We start from the raw sequence: 14,581 nt of genomic DNA on the forward strand, positions 1-14,581 counted from the left end.
TCGGCGACGGTCGTGCCCCCGCTCCCGGGTCGCGGCTGCAAGCCCCTCCTACAAGACAGTTACCAGAACCTGGTAACTAGCAGCTAGCCCCGCCCGAAGGGGCTTGTGGGAGGCGATTCCATCGGCGACGGTTGTGCCCCCGCTCCCGGGTCGCGGCTGCAAGCCCCTCCTACAAGACAGTTACCAGAACCTGGTAACTAGCAGCTAGCCCCGCCCGAAGGGGCTTGTGTGAGGCGATGCCATCGGCGACGGTTGTGCCCCCGCTCCCGGGTCGCGGCTGCAAGCCCCTCCTACAAATCCAGCTACCAGGTACTAGCAACTAGCACCTGGACCTAGATATTAAAAAGGCGGCAGGAGCCACGCTCTTGCCGCCTTTGGAATGGTAGCCACCCCGTGATAACGAATCAACCGGGCTGAATATCGACCCGCTCCATGCTTTCGTTGACCCGCTCGCGCATTTCCTTGCCGGGCTTGAAGTGCGGGACATACTTGGCTGCCAGTTCGACCGAATCCCCGGTTTTGGGATTGCGGCCGATCCGTGGCGGCCGGTAATGCAAGGAAAAGCTGCCAAAACCCCGGATTTCGATTCGCTCGCCGTTGGCCAGGGTGGTCGCCATGTGATCCAGCATGGTTTTCACGGCCAGCTCAACATCCTTGTAAGCTAATTGACTTTGCTTCTGCGAGAGAATCTCAATCAATTCTGATTTTGTCATAATCCGTCCTTCAGGGCAGACTTGCAACAGCCCGGTTGTGGCGTTATTCGTTGTTATCCATCTGTTCCTTGAGCAGATCGCCCAGGGTCGTGGTGGCGCCAGTGCTGGTACCGCCGCTGTAATCCTTGATAGCCGCTTTTTCAGCGTCCGAGTCAATGGCTTTAATTGACAGGGAAATCTGGCGGTTCTTGCGATCCACGCCGGTGAACTTGGCGTCAACGGTTTCGCCTTCCTTCAGGACGCTGCGCGCATCTTCAACACGATCCTGGGAGATTTCCGATGCCCGCAGATAACCTTCGATGCCGTCACCCAGATCGATCGTGGCGCCCTTGGGATCCACTTCGGTGATGGTGCCCTTGACCACGCTGCCCTTGGCATTTTCAGCCAGGAAGTTGGAGAAGGGATCCTTGTCCATCTGTTTGACGCCCAGGGAGATGCGCTCGCGCTCCGGATCCACAGAGAGAACAACCGCTTCAATTTCGTCGCCCTTCTTGTAGTTGCGCACGGCTTCTTCGCCGGGCACGTTCCAGGAGATGTCGGACAGATGCACCAGGCCGTCGATACCGCCATCCAGACCGATGAAGATACCAAAATCGGTAATGGACTTGATGGTGCCGCTGACCTTGTCGTTCTTGTTGTGCTGGGCGGCAAAGGCTTCCCAGGGATTTTCCTGGCATTGTTTCATGCCCAGGGAAATACGACGACGCTCTTCGTCGATGTCCAGCACCATGACTTCCACTTCATCACCCAGCTGAACAACCTTGCTCGGGTGAATGTTCTTGTTGGTCCAGTCCATTTCGGAAACGTGCACCAGACCTTCCACGCCTTCTTCGAGTTCGACGAAGCAACCGTAATCGGCGATGTTGGTGACCTTGCCGAACAGACGGGTGCCTTCGGGATAGCGACGGGAGATATCGACCCACGGATCGTCGCCCATCTGCTTGAGGCCGAGAGAAACACGCATGCGTTCGCGGTCGAACTTGAGGACCTTGACTTCGATCTCGTCACCGACCTGGACGATTTCGCTCGGATGCTTGACGCGCTTCCAGGCCATGTCGGTGATGTGCAACAGACCGTCAACACCGCCGAGATCGACAAACGCACCGTAATCGGTCAGGTTCTTGACCACGCCCTTGACCACGGCCCCTTCCTGCATGTTCTCCAGGATAGCTTCGCGCTCGGCGCCGCCTTCTTCCTCGACCACGGCACGCCGGGAAACGACGACGTTGTTACGACGCTGATCCAGCTTGATAACCTTGAATTCGAGATCCTTGCCTTCGAGATAACTGGTGTCACGTACCGGGCGCACATCTACCAGCGAACCTGGCAGGAAAGCGCGGATATGATCCAGCTCGACGGTAAACCCGCCCTTGACCTTGTCGGTAATGATACCGGTCACGGTTTCACCGGCTTCATGAGCGGCTTCGAGTTTCGTCCAGGTTTCGGCGCGCTTGGCCTTCTCGCGTGACAGACGGGTTTCACCAAAACCGTCTTCGACCGAGTCCAGCGCTACTTCCACGTTGTCACCGACGCTGACTTCGAGTTCACCTTCTTCGCCAAAAAACTGGGAAACAGGGATCACGCCCTCGGACTTGAGGCCGGCATTGACGACGACAAAGTCATCAGTGATATCGACAACAGTACCGGTAATGATCGCGCCGGGACGCATCTGGGTTTGATTCAGACTTTCTTCAAATAACTGTGCAAAGCTTTCGCTCATGTTGGATTTCGCCTCAGGCCACGGCGTGACCTTGTCTGGGTGCAGTCGAAACTGCGGGGTTGATTAAACACACAGGCGGAACCCCGGGGTTCCGCCCACTTCATTGGCCGCTACTCGGCAAAACGGTCCCGACACCCGGCCAGGACCTGTTCGACCACCTGGTCGATGTCCAGCGTGGAGGTATCCAGCACAATGGCATCGGCGGCCGGTTTCAGCGGCGAGGACTGGCGCTCGGTATCGCGCGCATCCCGCTCGGTGATCTCCCGTAGGAGGCCGGCCAGACTAGCACTTATTCCCTTTTCTTTCAACTGTTTATAACGTCTTTCGGCACGCACCTCGGCGCTGGCGGTCAGGTAGATCTTGAGGCCGGCATCGGGGAACACGGTGGTGCCCATATCGCGCCCGTCCGCCACCAGACCCGGGGCCTGGCGAAAATCGCGCTGGCGCTGCAGCAAGGCCGCGCGGACCGCTTCGAGCGCAGCCACTTTGGAGGCGTCGTTGCCGATCTGCTCGGTGCGAATGGCATTACCCACCGGCTCGCCATCGAGTCTGGCCACCACCTCGCCACTGTCCGGCAGGACTTCGAAATCCACATCCATTTGCAAGGCGTAGTCCGCCAGGGCACCCTCATCGGCTATATCAATGGCCCGCCGGGTAGCGCCCAGAGCCCCCAGCCGGTAGAGCGCGCCGCTGTCGAGCAGATGCCAGTTCAGGGTCCGTGCCACCCGACTGGCGATGGTCCCCTTGCCGGAACCGCTGGGGCCATCGAGGGTCAATACCGGCGCCGGTTCGCTCATGCCGCGCCCTCCTGACTGATAGCCAGCCCCGCACCGGCGGCCCGTTCCACAAAGCCGGGGAACGAGGTGGCCACGTTCTCACAGTCCCGGACGGTAATCGGTCCGTCGGCCCGCAGCGCCGCCATCGCGAAGGCCATGGCGATGCGGTGATCGCCGTGGCTGTCGACCGTGCCACTGCCCAGTACCCCGCCGCGAATCACCATGCCATCCTCGGTGGGCCGGGCATCGACGCCCAGTACCTGCAGGCCGTCGGCCATCACCTGGATGCGATCGCTCTCCTTGACCCGCAGCTCGCGGGCGCCGGTTAACACGGTCTCGCCCTCGGCGCAGGCGGCGGCAATAAACAGGGCCGGGAACTCGTCAATCGCCAGCGGCACCTGGTCCTCGGGGATAGGGATGCCTTTAAGCGGCGCGCTGCGTACCCGCACATCGGCCACCGGCTCACCCCCGACGGTCTGCTCGTTACTCAGGGTGATATCCGCGCCCATCTGCCGCAGGATAGTAATCACCCCGACACGGGTCGGGTTGATGCCCACATGCTCGAGCGTGATATCCGAGCCCGGCGCGATGCTGGCTCCGACCATGAAAAACGCCGCCGAGGAAATATCCGCCGGCACATCGATATTGCAGGCCGTAAGCTTGCCGCCGCTGGACAGACAGGCGGTGGCGCCGTCCCGTTGCAGCGGATAACCAAAGCCTTCCAGCATCTGCTCGGTGTGGTCCCGGGTCGGCGCCGGCTCGGTCACACAGGTTTCGCCCTCGGCATACAGCCCGGCCAGCAACAAACAGGATTTGACCTGGGCGCTGGCCACTGGCATGACGTAGTGAATCCCGTGCAACGCCTGACCGCCGTGAATCAGTAGTGGCGGCGTGCCGGCCTCGCTGGTCTCGATTTTCGCCCCCATCTCGGCCAGCGGGTCGGTGACCCGCTTCATCGGCCGTTTGTTCAGGGAGGCATCCCCCAGCAGGGTCGAATCAAACGGCTGGGCCGCCAGCAGCCCGGCGAGCAATCGCATGGAGGTGCCGGAATTGCCCAGATCCAGCGGTGCCGCCGGTGCCTTGAGGCCGTGCAATCCAACCCCGTCGATCACCACCTGCCCCGCTTTGGGACCGTCAATACTGACGCCCATCGCCCGAAACGCATTCAGCGTGGCAAGGTTGTCGGCCCCGTCAAGAAACCCGCTCACCCGGGTCGTCCCCTCCGCCAGAGCACCAAGCATGATGCTGCGATGGGAGATCGATTTATCGCCCGGGACACGCAGTCGGCCCCGCAGTTTCCCGCCGGGCTGGACTGTGAACAGGGGTGAAGTTGTTTTCTGAGTCATAACCGCCTACCCATCTCCGTCAGCATCAGGTCGTGCTAACGATTTCCTCGTTGTTTGTCTTGTGAATCTGGCGGGTGTGCCAGGCGAAAATCACCGTCAAATAGGTCAGGAACACCGCCGTGTAGTTATTGTGATAAACCGGGGCCGAATCAGTAATCGAGAACATCATTATCGATATCATCAGCAAAATACCGGTAAAGGCACTTTCTCTTGATCGGTGTCGAGTCTTTACGAAAAAGTATAACGGATAGAAATACAGCGCCAGCACGACAAGAAGCCCCAGCCCCCCTTTCGCCGCCAGTGCTTCGAAATAGACGTTATGCGGATGGGCATGATGTGCACTGTGTATGCGATTTTCATCGGCATACTGTTTTAGTTTGTCGTTGAAATTATAACGGCCGATACCCAGCAGGGGCTTCTCTGCTGCGGCAAACACGGAAGCGCGCCACATCTCCAGACGTTGACCAGCGCTGCTGTGACCGTATTTGTTCGGCCCGCCCGAATGTTCGACCATATAAGAAACATAGTTACCCACGTCAGTCACGGCACCATCTACGCGCTGCTTGGCTACATCGACCTGCAGATAACCCGTAACAATCAGGATAATCGACAGGGCTGCGAACAGCAGGGAGTTGCGCGCACGAAAATAATAAACAAAGGCAACCAGCACCCCGACCACCAGCGCCAGGTAAGCATTGCGTGCACCGGACATAAAGACAATGTAAAGTCCCGCCAGAGCAATAATAATGGTAATAATATTTCGCCAGTGATATTTGGCCAGTTGCCGGTGCCAGGGCAGCTGCAACGCGATCATGAGCAACAACACGGGCCCCAGCAGTAACGGACTGTAGGGTCCGGTAGTGCGTGGGCGATCCAGTACCATCAGTTCATGCAGCCCGAATGCTACAGCCAGCACAATCGCCAGCCAGGAGCCGGCCCACAGATAGCGCCACAAATCGTCGCAGCCGCGGGCAACCAGATAAAAGGGAATGATGAGCAAAAATTTCAGTTCATTGCCCAGCGCCTTCTGCCCGGCATCATCCCAGCCATTGGCGGTAATCGACAGGATGGCTACAAAAAAGTAGGCCCCCAGTATCCAGAGCAGGACTTTCTCTTCACGATAAAGCGGTGGCGAGGAGGCCCGCTTCATCGGCCACAGGATCAGACTGGTGAGCAGCAGCAACCCAAAAAAGGTACTGGCCCAGTGCTGTACATAAATGACACCGATGGGAAACAGCAGCACCCACAGGCGGATGAGACTCATCGACTCCAGCGGGAAATAGCGGGTAATCGGGGCCAAACGGGCGGCTAACATCATGGTCGTATTAAATTGTCCGTCACTGGCAGAAATCATCTCGCCGCTGCTTGGCGTGACGGAAGATTTCGAGCAATCGTTGACTGTCCTGGCGGCGTATCGCCTCGGTCAGAGTGTGTAAATCGGTGGTGAAGCGTTCCAGGCTCTCGACCAGCGCATCGCGGTTGGCCAGACAGATGTCGTGCCACATTTGCGGATCGCTGGAGGCGATGCGGGTGAAGTCGCGAAAACCGCCGGCAGCATAATCGAAGATCTCCTGGCTGTCATCCTGGCGGGCCAGACTGTCGACCAGCGCATAGGCCAGCATGTGCGGCAAATGGCTGGTGGCCGCGAGCACGGCATCATGATGGGCCACGCTCATTTCCATCACGTCGGCGCCGGCCGCTTCCCAGAGCCGGCGGACGGTTTGCACGGCTGCCGGGCTTGTACCGGACTCGGGGGTGAGAATCACCCGGCGTTGCTCGAACAGTTCCGCGAACGAGGCTTCCACCCCGCTTTGCTCGGTCCCCGCGATGGGGTGACCCGGCACAAAATTGGCCGGCAAGCCGCCAAACACCTGTTCCGCGTCGGCCACCACACTGCCTTTGGCACTGCCCACATCGGTCACAATCGTGTTCGCCGACAGGACCGGGGCAATCTGTTCCAATACCGGGCGTATCGCTCCCAGGGGAACGGCCAACACCACCAGCTCCGAATCCTGGCAGGCTTTGGCCGGATCGGTCTCGACGGTATCAACCACCCCCAGTTTGCGGGCAATCTCCAGCTGGTCGCGATGGCGACCGGCGCCAACCAGGGTGGTCACAGCATTGGCCCGACGCAGCGCCCGCGCCAGCGAGCCGCCGATGAGGCCGACACCGATGATGGTCAGTTTGTTGATGATCACGGGTTGCCCTGTCACGGTGTTTGCCGGATCGCTTCCAGTGCCTCGATGCAGCGCTGGTTTTCCTTCTCGCTGCCGACCGAGATACGCACATGTTCCGGCAGATCGTAATTGGCCACCGGGCGCACGATAATCCCCCGGCGTAATAACTGCTCGTTGATCTCGGCAGCCGCACCGACCTTCACCGTGACAAAATTACCCGCCGAGGGGATGTAATCCAGTCCCAGCCGGTCGAATGCGGCGTAATACTGTTTCAGTCCGGCCGCATTGAGCGCGATGCTGCGTTGCAGATGTGCCGTGTCCGTCAACGCCGTTGCCGCCGCGGCAAGCGCCAGGTGATTAACGTTAAACGGCTGGCGAACGCGGTTCAGATAATCGCCCACCTCGGGATGTGAAACCGCATAACCGACCCGCAACCCGGCCAGGCCGTAAGCCTTGGAGAAAGTGCGCGTCACGATCAGGTTGGGAAACGCTGCCAGCCATTGCAGACCATCGGGGTAATCCGCCACCCCCATCATCGGATCGGCGGCGTATTCAAAATAAGCTTCATCCAGCACCACCAGCACATGCGGTGGAATCTGTTTTAAAAAATCATGTAATGCCGGTTTCGAGAGCCAGGTGCCGGTCGGGTTATTCGGGTTGGCGATAAAGATCAGCCGCGTGCGGTCGGTAATCGCTTCGCGCATCGCATCGAGATCATGTCCCCAGGCGCTGGCCGGCGTCATCACCGCTTTGGCACCGATGGCGCGGGTCACCAGCGGGTAGACTGCGAAGGCATGCTGCGAAAAAATCACCTCATTGTCCGGCGTCACGAACGCCCGGGCAATCAGTTCCAGCACATCATTCGAGCCGTTACCCAGCGTAATCTGCGACGGCTCGAGATCGAAACGCTTGCATAACGCCTGCTTGAGAACAAAACCGTTACCGTCCGGATAGCGGCTGAGTTCACTCAGGCTATCGCTGATCGTTCTCAATACATCCGGTGATGCGCCCAGCGGGTTTTCATTGGAGGCCAGCTTGATAACATCATCCAGCCCATATTCCCGCTTCAGCTCATCAATCGGCTTGCCCGGCTGGTAGGGTGTCAGCTCACGGACTCCCGGGGCAGCCAGTTCAGAAATATCGATTTTCTCTGCTAATCGTGTCATAGGGTTTAACTCAAAAATCTCTGCATCGTTTGGCTGCCCAGATACCAGGTGCTAGGTGCTAGGTGCCAGTAACTAGCCGAAGGCCTAGTGGGAGGCGATTCCATCGGCGACAGTTGTGCCCCTGCTCCCGAGTCGCGGCTGCAAGCCCCTCCTACAAGACAGTTACCAGCATGTAGGCCCGATAAGGCGCAGCGGTATCGGGCAAAATCTCGAATCTAGAACCTCGCCCTTCTCTTGTGGGAGGCGATTCCATCGGCGACGGTTGTGCCCCTGCTCCCGAGTCGCGGCTGCAAGCCCCTCCTGCAACAAACCGTTCTAAGTTCTAAGTTCTAAGTTCTAAGTTCTGAGTTCTAAGTTCTAAGTACTAAGTACTAAGTACTAAGTACTAAGTACTAAGTACTAAGTACTCATCAAGTCTGCCAACTGCCCTCTGCAAACTGCCAACTTTGTTTCACAACACCGCGCGCGGATAGGATCCGAGTACTTTGACCATGCTGGCTGTCTCGTCCAGTTCCCGGATCGCCTGGCTGACGTTGCTATCGTCGATATGACCTTCGATATCAATGAAAAACGCGTAATTCCACATTCCCTGGCGTGAAGGACGGGACTCGATGCGCGACATGGAGATATCGTGTCTGGCGAAGGGTTCCAGCATGTCATAAAGGGCGCCCGGGCGATTACGGGTATACACCAGCATCGAGGTTTTGTCTTTACCGCTGGGCGGGGTTACCCGTCGACCGACGACCAGAAAGCGGGTGGTGTTCTCCGGATGGTCCTCGATATTTTTCGCCAGATAGTCGAGTTCGTAAATGTCCGCCGCGCTTTCGCCGGCGATGGCTGCCGAAGCCGAATCGGCGCTGGCCAGACGCGCGGCCTCGGCATTGCTGCTGACATCGACCTGTTCCACGTCGGTCAGGTGCGAATCCAGCCATTTACGACACTGGGCCAGTGACTGGCGATGAGAATAGACCTTACGAATGTCACTAATGCCGGCACTCTTGCTCAACAGATGATGATGAATCCGCAGCTCTACCTCGCCGCAAATCGACAGGGACGAGGTCATGAATTCATCCAGGGTATGGTTGATGACGCCCTCGATCGAATTTTCCACCGGCACCACCCCATAGGAAGCGGTACCGGACTCTACTTCGCGAAACACGTCGCCAATCGTGGCCAGTGGGAGAGTCTGTACCGAATGACCGAAGTGTTTGAGTGCTGCCGCCTGGGTAAAGGTCCCTTCCGGCCCCAGAAAAGCGATGTTCATAATCCGTTCCAGCGCCAGGCAGGCGGACATAATCTCGCGAAACAGCCGCGCCATCTCCTCATTACTCAGGGGACCCTGGTTACGCTGCATGACATTGCGCAGGACCTGAGCTTCACGTTCGGCACGATAAAAGACGTCATCGCCATTGGCCTGCTTGGTGCGCGCCACCTCCTCGGCCAGACGCGCACGCTCGCTGATCAGCGACTGGATTTGTTCATCCAGCTGATCGATATGCTCACGCAGTTTTTTCAGATCGTCACTCAAGTCAGTGATCCGTATTCAATCAATGAAGCGGACTTTCAGTACACCATTAATGGCCGTAAGCTGTTCACGTGTGGTTTCATCCGCGCTGCCATCGATATCGATCAGATTATAGGCAAGGCTACCGCGTGACTTGTTAATCATATCCACGATATTCAGGTTCTGGGTGGCCAGGACCCCTGTGATCTGACCGACCATATTTGGCTCATTGCGATTGACGATAGCGATGCGCTGGCCTTCGGTACGTTCCATATAGACTTCCGGGAAATTGACCGAATTGCGGATATTACCGTGCTCGAGATAATCGCGCACCTGCTCGGCCACCATGATGGCACAGTTTTCTTCCGCCTCGACAGTGGAAGCACCCAGATGTGGCAACGTTACAACCCGTTCATGATGTTTCAGCAGATTACTGGGAAAGTCACACACATAGGCATACACCTTGCCCGCCTTGATCGCTTCGCTGACGGCTTCATCATCAATGATACCATTACGCGCGAAATTGAGAATCACGACATTGTCGCGCATCAATTTGAGTCGCTCGGCATTGATCATATTACGGGTTGCATCGACCAGCGGCACATGGAAGGTAATGAAATCCACCTTGGACACCAGTTCGTCCATACTGCCGGCCTTCTCCACATCGGAGGACAATTGCCAGGCGCCTTCGACGGTAATGCCCGGGTCAAAGCCAACGACGCGCATGCCCAGTTGCAGGGCCATGTTGGCCACGTTACGGCCAATGGCGCCCAGACCGATGACACCCAGAGTACGTCCCGGCAACTCGAAACCGCCGAAGTTTTTCTTGCCGGCTTCCACCGCCTTGTTGATCTCGGCATCCGAGCCTTCAACGGAACGGGCAAAATCCCAGGCCGGACCGATATTCCGACAGGCCATCAGCATGCCGGCCAGTACCAGCTCCTTGACTGCGTTGGCGTTGGCGCCCGGCGCATTGAATACGGCAATGCCCTGCTCGGACATCTTGTCGACCGGGATATTGTTCACCCCGGCGCCGGCGCGGCCGATGGCCTTCAGGCTGGACGGCACTTCCATGTCGTGCATCTTCGCCGAACGCACCAGAACGGCATCGGGATGGCCGATTTCGGAAGCAATTTCATACTGATCGCGCGGCAGTCGTTCCAGGCCGGCCAGCGAGATATTATTTAACGTCAGAACCTTGTACATAATTATTCACTTTTATTGCTATCGTAAATTTATCGCGGAGGACGCGGAGCCGCAGAGTCGCGGAGAACTTAATCAACTAAATTCAATATTTTGTTTCAATTGATTTTCTCTGCGCCTCCGCGGCTCCGCGACCTCTGCGTTATTAATCAGCTAATTATCGATTAGCAATTACTAGCCATTTCGTTTTTCGAAGTCGGCCATGAACTCGACCAGTGTGTCGACGCCGGCTTCGGGCATGGCGTTATAGATGCTGGCGCGCATGCCGCCGACGGAGCGATGGCCTTTGAGGGTGGTCAGACCCTGTTTGGCGGCCTCTTCGAGGAAGGTCTTGTCCAGATCGGGGTTGGCCAGGGTAAACGGCACGTTCATCCACGAGCGGCAATCGGGTTTGACCGGGTTGGCGTAAAAGTCGGAGTTGTCGATTGTATTATAGAGCTTGTCCGCTTTGCGCTTGTTGATCTCGGCCATGCCCTGCAGACCGCCTTTGTCTTTCAGCCATTCGAACACCAGGCCGGCCAGATACCAGCCGTAGGTCGGCGGGGTATTGGCCATGGAATCGTTTTCGGCGTGTACCTGATAATCGAACATGGCCGGGGTCCTGTCGAGCGTTTCGCCGATCAGGTCCTTGCGCACGATCACGACCGTCAGTCCGGCCGGGCCGATATTTTTCTGCGCACCGGCGTAGATCACACCGTATTTCGACACATCGATGGGGCGCGACAAAATCGTCGAGGACATATCCGCCACCAGCGGTACATCACCGGTATCGGGAATGTAGTTGAACTCGACCCCGCCAATGGTTTCATTCGGTGTGTAATGCACATAGGCCGCATCACCACTGAGTTGCAATTCAGATTGCGCGGGAGCACTACTGAAACCATCGGCTTCGCTGGATGCCGCCAGATTGACATCGCAGAATTTTTTCGCCTCGGCAATCGCCTTTTTCGACCAGGCACCGGTATTGATGTAATCAGCCTTGCTTTTATCGCGCAGCAGGTTCATTGGCACCATGGCGAACTGGCTGCTGGCGCCGCCCTGTAAAAACAGAATTTCGTAACTCCCCGGAATTGCCATCAGCTCGCGCAGATCATTTGTCGCTTTCTCGGCAATGGACATAAATTCCTTGCCGCGATGGCTCATCTCCATCACCGACATACCGGTCCCGTGCCAATCGAGCATTTCCTCGCGAGCGCGCTCCAGAACTTCCTGGGGCAGCATCGCCGGACCGGCGCTGAAATTAAATACACGACTCATACAAACTCCTAATATTTGATTGCCTGGAAACGTTTTACCTGTATTTCGCGGTTTTCATATTCTGTTCAACAAGGGCCGAGGGACGAGTAACGAGTTACGAGGCGAAAATAATTATTCCTCGTCACTCGTCACTTGTTCCTCGTCACTGATTTTGGCGATGCGTTCGATGCCGGAGAGTTTTTCGCCTTCGCCGAGGCTGATCAGTTTGACGCCCTGGGTATTGCGACCCATGATGGAGACTTCGTCGACTTTGGTACGCACCAGCGTACCGCGGCTGGTGATGAGCATCATCTCATCCTCTTCACCTACCAGTTCAGCACCGATCACTGCGCCGTTACGCTCCGAGGTCTGGATCGACTTGACGCCCTGGCCGCCGCGACCGTGTCGGGGATAGTCATCCACGCCGGTGCGCTTGCCATAGCCATTTTCCGTGGCGGTGAGGATATGGCCGTCAGTGGCGATGATCAGCGAGATGACATGCTGATCGGATTGCAGCTTCATGCCGCGCACGCCGACCGAGCTACGGCCCATGGCACGCACATCCTGTTCGTTGAAGCGAATGGCCTTGCCGGCGTTGTTGAATAGCAATACATCCTGATCCCCCCCGGTCAGTTCCACACCGATCAGATGATCGTTCTCACGCAGTTCAATGGCGATAATCCCCGAGGCACGCGGGCGGGAGAAATCGGTCAGCGGGGTTTTCTTGACCGTGCCATTGCTGGTAGCAAAGAAAATAAACTGGTCTTTTGCGTATTCGCGAATCGGCAGGATGGCGTTGATTCGCTCGCCCTCTTCCATCGGCAACAGGTTGACGATCGGGCGTCCGCGCGCGGTACGTCCGGCCTGCGGCAGTTCGTAGACTTTCAGCCAGTAGACCTTGCCGCGGCTGGAGAAACAAAGAATGGTGTCGTGGGTGCTGGCCACGAACAATTTGTCGATAAAGTCTTCATCCTTGACCGAGGTTGCCGCCTTGCCTTTGCCGCCACGGCGTTGTGAGGTGTAGGCCGTGATCGGTTGTGCCTTGGCATAACCTTCGTGCGACAGGGTCACCACCACATCTTCTTCAGTGATCAGATCCTCTATGGTGAGATCTTCCTGGCTGGCGATGATCTCGGTACGCCGTTCATCACCGTATTGATCGCGCATTTCCGTCAGCTCATCACGAATCACCTGCATCAGGCGTTCGGAGCTGGCCAGGATCGCCAGTAACTCCTCGATCTGCTTGAGCAACTCTTCATATTCATTGAGGATCTTGTCCTGTTCCAGACCGGTCAGGCGGTGCAGGCGCATCTCCAGGATCGCCTGGGCCTGGGCATCGGACAACCGGTAACGACCGTCGACCAGGCCGAATTCGGGCGCCAGCCCTTCCGGCCGGGAAGCCGCGGCACCGGTACGTTCCAGCATCTGGTTGACCACGCCCGGTTCCCACAGGGTCGACATCAACTGTTCCTTGGCTTCGGCCGGATTTTTGGCCGCCTTGATCAGGGCAATGATCTGATCGATGTTGGCCAGAGCGATCGCCAGGCCTTCGCGCACGTGCGCTTTCTCGCGCGCCTTGCGCAGATCGAAAACAGTACGGCGGGTCACCACCTCGCGACGATGACGAATAAATGCCGCCAGAATCTGGTGCAGGTTGAGCAGTTGCGGTTGCCCTTCCACCAGCGCCACCATGTTAATGCCGAACACGGTCTGCATCTGGGTGTGCTGATAGAGATTGTTGAGCATCACCTCGACGACTTCGTTGCGGCGCAGTTCGATCACCACGCGCATGCCTTCCTTGTCCGACTCGTCGCGCAGCTCGCTGATGCCCTCGATTTTCTTTTCCTTGACCAGTTCGGCGATGCGCTCCAGCAGGCGCGCCTTGTTGACCTGATAGGGCAGTTCAGTCACCACGATACGCTCACGGCCGTTGGCCATTTCTTCCACGTGGGTCCGGGCCCGCACATAAATACGGCCACGTCCGGTGGCATAGGCCTCGGCAATGCCCCGCGCGCCGTTGATAATGCCGGCGGTGGGGAAATCCGGACCCGGAATATATCCCATCAGTTCCTGGATGGTGATATCGGGCTTGTCGATCATCGCCAGGGTGGCATTGATCACTTCGATCAGATTGTGTGGCGGAATGTTGGTCGCCATCCCCACGGCGATCCCGGCCGAGCCGTTGACCAGCAGGTTGGGTATGCGGGCCGGCAGGATCTCCGGCTCATATTCAGTTTCATCGTAATTGAGCGTGTAATCGACAGTCTCTTTTTCGATATCGGCCAGCAGTTCATGGGCGATTTTGGCCATGCGCACTTCGGTGTAACGCATGGCCGCCGGAGCGTCGCCATCCACCGAACCGAAATTGCCCTGGCCGTCGACCAGCATGTAACGCAACGAGAAGGGCTGGGCCATGCGCACGATGGTGTCATACACCGCGCTGTCGCCATGGGGGTGGTATTTACCGATGACGTCACCGACCACGCGGGCCGATTTTTTATAGGGTTTGTTCCAGTCATTGCCCAGTTCGCGCATCGCGTACAGGACACGGCGGTGAACCGGCTTGAGGCCGTCCCGCACGTCGGGCAGGGCGCGCCCGACAATCACACTCATGGCATAGTCCAGGTAGGACTGCTTCATCTCCTCCTCGATGTTAATCGGGAGGACTTCCTTGGCAAATTCGCTCATGCGTCGGCTTCAGTCAGGTTAGTGTGGCTCGTTAATTCTTGAGACGATTTTA

The 14,581-nt window shown here is 57.7% G+C and carries 11 protein-coding genes; all 11 read right to left on the bottom strand.

Features of this window, described 5'->3' with window-relative positions:
- Positions 1-404: 404 nt before the first annotated feature.
- Entirely contained in the window at positions 405-713 is a 309-nt protein-coding gene (locus R6U90_RS02595; RefSeq protein WP_410351102.1) for an integration host factor subunit beta, read from the bottom strand.
- A gap of 43 nt (positions 714-756) precedes the next feature.
- Positions 757-2,478 carry a 30S ribosomal protein S1 gene (gene rpsA, locus R6U90_RS02600; RefSeq protein WP_410351164.1) on the bottom strand — a complete coding sequence of 574 codons (1,722 nt, stop codon included), beginning with the start codon at positions 2,476-2,478 and terminating at the stop codon, positions 757-759.
- Positions 2,479-2,543: 65 nt separating this feature from the next.
- Positions 2,544-3,230 (bottom strand): (d)CMP kinase, encoded by a 687-nt coding sequence (gene cmk, locus R6U90_RS02605; protein ID WP_410351103.1) that lies wholly within the window; start codon positions 3,228-3,230, stop codon positions 2,544-2,546.
- The gene (gene aroA / locus R6U90_RS02610) at positions 3,227-4,555 is read right to left on the bottom strand and encodes a 3-phosphoshikimate 1-carboxyvinyltransferase (protein WP_410351104.1); all 1,329 of its coding nucleotides are present in this window, start codon (positions 4,553-4,555) and stop codon (positions 3,227-3,229) included. The genes cmk and aroA overlap by 4 nt, the downstream gene beginning before the upstream one ends.
- 25 nt (positions 4,556-4,580) lie before the next feature.
- Complete coding sequence (locus tag R6U90_RS02615; RefSeq protein ID WP_410351105.1) at positions 4,581-5,873, bottom strand: O-antigen ligase family protein; 1,293 nt, start codon at positions 5,871-5,873, stop codon at positions 4,581-4,583.
- A 19-nt stretch (positions 5,874-5,892) separates the two neighbouring features.
- Positions 5,893-6,750, bottom strand: a complete 858-nt coding sequence (locus tag R6U90_RS02620) for a prephenate dehydrogenase (protein WP_410351165.1) — start codon at positions 6,748-6,750, stop codon at positions 5,893-5,895.
- Positions 6,751-6,764: 14 nt separating this feature from the next.
- Positions 6,765-7,898, bottom strand: a complete 1,134-nt coding sequence (gene hisC / locus R6U90_RS02625) for a histidinol-phosphate transaminase (protein WP_410351106.1) — start codon at positions 7,896-7,898, stop codon at positions 6,765-6,767.
- A gap of 451 nt (positions 7,899-8,349) precedes the next feature.
- Positions 8,350-9,435, bottom strand: a complete 1,086-nt coding sequence (gene pheA / locus R6U90_RS02630) for a prephenate dehydratase (protein WP_410351166.1) — start codon at positions 9,433-9,435, stop codon at positions 8,350-8,352.
- A 6-nt stretch (positions 9,436-9,441) separates the two neighbouring features.
- Positions 9,442-10,608 (bottom strand): phosphoglycerate dehydrogenase, encoded by a 1,167-nt coding sequence (locus R6U90_RS02635; RefSeq protein ID WP_410351107.1) that lies wholly within the window; start codon positions 10,606-10,608, stop codon positions 9,442-9,444.
- 171 nt (positions 10,609-10,779) lie between these two features.
- A complete protein-coding gene (gene serC, locus R6U90_RS02640; RefSeq protein ID WP_410351108.1) occupies positions 10,780-11,862 on the bottom strand; it encodes a 3-phosphoserine/phosphohydroxythreonine transaminase in 1,083 nt (360 codons plus the stop codon).
- 111 nt (positions 11,863-11,973) lie between these two features.
- A complete protein-coding gene (gene gyrA / locus R6U90_RS02645) occupies positions 11,974-14,529 on the bottom strand; it encodes a DNA gyrase subunit A (RefSeq protein ID WP_410351109.1) in 2,556 nt (851 codons plus the stop codon).
- Positions 14,530-14,581 lie beyond the last annotated feature (52 nt).

The sequence above is a fragment of the Thiohalophilus sp. genome (assembly GCF_046483665.1).
Taxonomy (GTDB): Bacteria; Pseudomonadota; Gammaproteobacteria; order UBA6429; family Thiohalophilaceae; genus Thiohalophilus.

Excerpts from the sequence above, each read along its gene's own strand:
- R6U90_RS02595 (WP_410351102.1), bottom strand. The coding sequence starts at position 713 with ATGACAAAATCAGAATTGATTGAGATTCTCTCGCAGAAGCAAAGTCAA.
- cmk (WP_410351103.1), bottom strand. The coding sequence starts at position 3,230 with ATGAGCGAACCGGCGCCGGTATTGACCCTCGATGGCCCCAGCGGTTCC.
- aroA (WP_410351104.1), bottom strand. The coding sequence starts at position 4,555 with ATGACTCAGAAAACAACTTCACCCCTGTTCACAGTCCAGCCCGGCGGG.
- R6U90_RS02615 (WP_410351105.1), bottom strand. The coding sequence starts at position 5,873 with ATGATGTTAGCCGCCCGTTTGGCCCCGATTACCCGCTATTTCCCGCTG.
- hisC (WP_410351106.1), bottom strand. The coding sequence starts at position 7,898 with ATGACACGATTAGCAGAGAAAATCGATATTTCTGAACTGGCTGCCCCG.
- R6U90_RS02635 (WP_410351107.1), bottom strand. The coding sequence starts at position 10,608 with ATGTACAAGGTTCTGACGTTAAATAATATCTCGCTGGCCGGCCTGGAA.
- serC (WP_410351108.1), bottom strand. The coding sequence starts at position 11,862 with ATGAGTCGTGTATTTAATTTCAGCGCCGGTCCGGCGATGCTGCCCCAG.
- gyrA (WP_410351109.1), bottom strand. The coding sequence starts at position 14,529 with ATGAGCGAATTTGCCAAGGAAGTCCTCCCGATTAACATCGAGGAGGAG.